Source organism: Candidatus Cryosericum odellii (assembly GCF_003570935.1).
GTDB lineage: Bacteria > Caldisericota > Caldisericia > Cryosericales > Cryosericaceae > Cryosericum > Cryosericum odellii.
Map to the genome: position 1 here is coordinate 1 of NZ_QXIU01000075.1, position 4,778 is coordinate 4,778.

3 protein-coding genes are annotated in these 4,778 nt (G+C 57.2%); all 3 read left to right on the forward strand.

What is annotated here, in order from left to right; genetic code table 11:
• A partial coding sequence (locus SMC5_RS03030; protein ID WP_133299153.1) for a DUF4129 domain-containing protein occupies positions 1-1,350 on the forward strand: 1,350 nt, incomplete at its 5' end.
• Between the two features lie 101 nt (positions 1,351-1,451).
• Positions 1,452-2,402 (forward strand): AAA family ATPase, encoded by a 951-nt coding sequence (locus tag SMC5_RS03035; protein ID WP_119119535.1) that lies wholly within the window; start codon positions 1,452-1,454, stop codon positions 2,400-2,402.
• 272 nt (positions 2,403-2,674) lie between these two features.
• Positions 2,675-4,726: a ribonucleoside triphosphate reductase gene (locus SMC5_RS03040; RefSeq protein WP_119119536.1), complete on the forward strand. Its 2,052-nt coding sequence runs from the start codon at positions 2,675-2,677 to the stop codon at positions 4,724-4,726.
• Positions 4,727-4,778: the final 52 nt, after the last annotated feature.

Consider the following 4,778-nt stretch of genomic DNA (forward strand, 5'->3'; position numbering starts at 1 on the left):
ATCGCCGTTGCCCTGGTGAGTGTTCTGGCCACAAATAATCAGCGTCTGGCCATCGATTACGCGGCCCGCTACCGGGAATTCTTCTTCCTCCTCGTACCAATGCTCTTCTACGCCGGCATCGTGCTCACCAGGCTGAAGACTCCCGGGGAACCGGTCTACCTGGGCAACATCGTATGGCTGGCACTGCTGATCACGCTGGATGTCGCTGGCGCCCCCGTTTCGATCGCCGTGCTGTCGTTCCTCGTTGTACTCGCCGTGATGCTGGCGGGATCAGATGAGGATCGACCGAGGTTTCTTCGGCGGCTAATGCCGGTCGCCGTCATTCTGATCGCGGTCACCCTGCTCGCAACGTCCCTGCCGGTCGAGACAGGACCCTTCAGCGCATCGACCGCCCAGGGACTGCAGGACTTCCTGTTTGGCCGCCCCACGGCCGTGGACTTCATCACAACACGCCATACCACCAACTGGTGGAAACCTTGGCCGGCCGCTGCGACGAATCTCCTCGGCTCCTGGTTGATGCGAATTGCATTCGCTGAGGAACTCAAAGTCCTCGTCTTCTCTCTGCTACTGGCTCCACTCATGATCCTGCTTGCGTGGATCTTCCTGGGAGGAGTCCTCCAGCAGGGGCCGGGAAGATCCCTGCGGAGACTCGTGCCTGCCCTCCTCCTGCTGCTCGGCATGGACTGCATCTTCCTCGTTCTCATAAGCATACACAGCAAGACTCTGAACACGCTGATGTTTGGCCCTTCTTCGCCCTGGATTATCGAGGGGAAACTTCTAGTGCCGCGTACCTGGCAGATGTTCCTTGCGCTCAAGTTGAAGGTTAATCTCTTCCCATCTTCTGCCGTCATAGTGTTGCGGCTCGTCCTGCGCAACCTGTCTATCCTGGCAGTGCTTTATTGCGCCGTCACGTGTGTTCGGCAAGCATTCGCAACGCGGTGGGACCGTCTCGAGGGTATTGGGCGCAGGCGTGACCGCATCATCATCGAACGAACCATCAAGAGGATCCGCAGTCTGGATGACGACGAGCTGCTGCGCGACCCACGTGGCACAGTCATCGCCATTTTCTACATGGCCGCCAACGCCTTGTATCCACTCGACCTTGCGATGGTACGTGGAGAAACGCCGACAGAACTGACAACTCGCGTCGCCCGCTGGTATCCTGACCTGGCCGAGCAGGTGGACGTTCTGGGACGACTGTTCTACATCGCACGCTACTCAACGGTCGACATGACTCCCGATCAGGTGAGACTTGCCAAAGCCGCGTACCAGAAACTGCTGGAAATGCTGAGGGTCGAGGCGCAGCACCCAAGAATCAGAACCGAGGGGGCATTGCCCGTCTCCTCATAACCCGGCCGGCCTGTAGCGTGCCGGTGACTAATACGGGGTCGTTGATTTCGAGCTGAACGGTCTACAATGGAGAAGACAGAAGACTACAGAAGGAGCAAGCGATGAACGAAAACCTGAACAAAGCCATATCTTATGTTGAACAATACTTCGTTGGCAAGAATACGGTCGTCGACGTGGCCTTTGCAACGCTGCTCGCCGGCGGGCACATCTTCCTCGAGGATGTCCCCGGTCTGGGCAAGACAACACTCGCCAACCTCATCTCCCGATCGCTGGGACTGGAGTTCAAACGTATCCAGTTCACTCCGGACCTCCTGCCGTCGGATATTTCCGGCGTCTCGGTCTATGACCAGAAGACGCAGGAATTCCGGCTGAAGAGGGGACCGATCTTCACTAACCTCTTGCTGGCGGATGAGATCAACCGTGGCACTCCCAAGACGCAGTCCGCGCTTCTCGAGGCCATGGCCGAATACCAGGTCACCATCGACGGGACCATCGTCAAGCTGGAACGCCCGTTTGTGGTCATGGCGACCATGAACCCCATCGAGTACGAGGGGACCTTCCCATTGCCCGAGGCCCAGCTGGACCGCTTCATGACCCGGCTGACGATCGGATACCCCAGCAAGGAAAAGGAAGAGGAGATCGTAACCGGCTTCTACGCACGGAACAAGGTCATCAGCGACGACGTCCGTATCATCTCACGTGAAGAACTGACGACCATGCAGAAAGAGGTCGAGGGCGTGTTCATCGCGCCAGAGCTCATCAGCTACGCAGTCTCCCTGGTCGACGCCACACGGCACGACGACACGGTCTACCTTGGACTGTCTCCTCGTGGCAGTATCGACCTCATGCGTCTCAGTAAGGCCTACGCGTATCTCCAGAGTCGCGACTTCGTTATCCCTGATGACATCAAACTGGTGTTCCCGTTCATTTCGGGCCACCGGCTCATCCTTCAGGCTGAAGCGCGCCTCCGGGGTGTTACGACCAACGAGGTTGTTACTGCAACTCTCAAGAACGTCCCCATCCCCAAGCTGGCAGACTACAGCAAGCAATGAAGCGGCACATTCGTCCCGCCGTCAAGACCAGGATTGAGAGTGAACAGACCTCCCATTCGCGCGTCGTCACGATCAAGTAGACAGTGCAAGGCGCGACGTACTTCCCAGAACAGGTATTTTGGTTCTGTCAAGCCCCTGAGCCGCATCTTCACAATACTTGACGCACTCCCTTGCCACCATAGAATGGTCACGTGTCCACTGAGAGTGCAACAGTCTGAAATATCTGGCGCACAATGAGTCAAGACCATCGACAGTAGTTGGGGGCGATACGTATGCGATACATCATCAAGCGCACGGGTGAGAAAGTACCCTTCGACCAAGCCAAGATTAGCATCGCCATCACGAAGGCCGGCAAGGCTACGAAGGAATTCGACGAGACTGAACCGGAACGCCTCACACGCATTATCGTCGCCCAGATCCCCGACGAGATCGCCACGGTCGAACAGATCCAGGATCTCGTCGAGCAGACACTCATGGAATCACGCCATCACAAGACGGCCAAAGCATATATCCTGTACCGCGAACAACACCGGAAATTGCGCGACCTCAAAACGCTGCTTGACCCGCGCGAGACCATCCAGAAATATCTGGAGAAACTGGACTGGCGCGTCAACGAGAACTCCAATACCAGCTACTCTCTTCAGGGACTCAATATGCACCTTGCGACCAGCGTCGTGAGTCGGTACTGGTTGAACGAGGTCTATCCGCCGGAGGTGCGGGACGCGCACGTGAGCGGCGACATGTACATCCACGATCTAGGGTACCTTGCTGCCTACTGTGTCGGCTGGGACCTCAAGGACCTTCTCCTGAGAGGACTCGGAGGCGTGTACGGCAAGGTCGAAAGCAAGCCCGCCAAACATTTCCGCTCGGCGCTGGGGCAGATGGTCAACTTTATCTTCACCATGCAGGGCGAGGCGGCCGGCGCACAAGCGTTCAGCTCGGTCGACACCTATCTCGCGCCCTTCATCCGCTACGATCACCTGCGCTATGACGAGGTCAAGCAGGCCGTGCAGGAATTCGTGTTCAACATGAATGTCCCCACGCGGTCAGGTTTTCAGTCCCCTTTCAGCAACATCACTCTGGATCTGCACCCGCACGGCGCCACGGCCGGCGAGGCAGCCATCATTGGCGGAAAGCCTGTACCTGAGACCTACGCGGACTTCCAGCTAGAGATGGACATGTTCAACCGTGCTTTCGCCGAAGTCATGCTTGTCGGCGACGCCAGGGGCCGTGTCTTCTCGTTCCCCATTCCTACGTACAACATTACGAAGGACTTTGACTGGGAGAATCCTGTCTACGACCCCATCTTCGAGATGACCGCCAAGTTCGGCATCCCGTACTGGAGCAACTTCGTAAACAGCGACATGGATCCGGATGATGCCCGCTCAATGTGCTGTCGTTTGAGGCTCGACACGCGCGAACTGCAGAAAAGAGGTGGCGGATTGTTTGCGTCCAACCCTCTCACCGGCTCCATTGGAGTGGTCACCATCGACCTCCCGCGTATCGGCTACCTCTCTCACAGCAAGGACGAACTGTTCGATCGCCTGTCCCACGTCATGGACATCGCTCGCACATCGCTCGAGATCAAGCGCAAGATCATCGAGAATCTGACGGCGGCAGGACTCTACCCCTATTCGCGTCACTATCTTGATGCAGTCAAACAGCGCAACGGGCTCTACTGGGCCAACCATTTCAATACGATCGGCATCAACGGCATGAACGAACTCCTGCTCAACTTCGCCAGCGTCACGATTGCCGAACCCGATGGACGACGTCTGGCGCTCGAGATTATGGACTTCATGCTGGGCAAGCTTGAGGAGTACCAGCACGAAAGCGGACAGCTCTATAACCTTGAAGCAACTCCCGCTGAATCAGCAACCTATGTGCTGGCCAAGCAGGACAAGGCTCTGTACCCGGACATCCTCGTGGCAAACGAAGAGGCCGTCAAGAACGGTGGTGATCCCTACTACACGAACTCTTCGCAGTTGCCCGTGGCGTACACGACTGACCCGTTCGAGGCGCTTGACCTCCAGGACCCTCTTCAGGTCAAGTATACAGGAGGCACTGTCGTCCATCTGTTTCTCGGCGAACGGCTGGAAAGCGCAGACCAGGCCAAGCAACTGGTCCGTGCAGTCACGAACAGCTACCGACTGCCCTACTTTACTCTTACACCCACGTTCTCCGTATGCCCCACACATGGATATATCGCCGGCAACCATCCATTCTGTCCCAAGTGCGACGAAGAGCTGGTCGTCGAGGCACAGAAGGTGACTGCGGGCCCTGCCTCTGGAGACGTCCCGTTTGCAACCCGTCCTGAAAACTAGGAGGTGTTTGCCCCATGAGAGGATTCCGTCGTCCCAAGAAGAAAGCCCTTTT

Bases quoted from the DNA above. Each gene is read 5' to 3' on its own strand.
- SMC5_RS03035 (WP_119119535.1), top strand. From the start codon at position 1,452: ATGAACGAAAACCTGAACAAAGCCATATCTTATGTTGAACAATACTTC.
- SMC5_RS03040 (WP_119119536.1), top strand. From the start codon at position 2,675: ATGCGATACATCATCAAGCGCACGGGTGAGAAAGTACCCTTCGACCAA.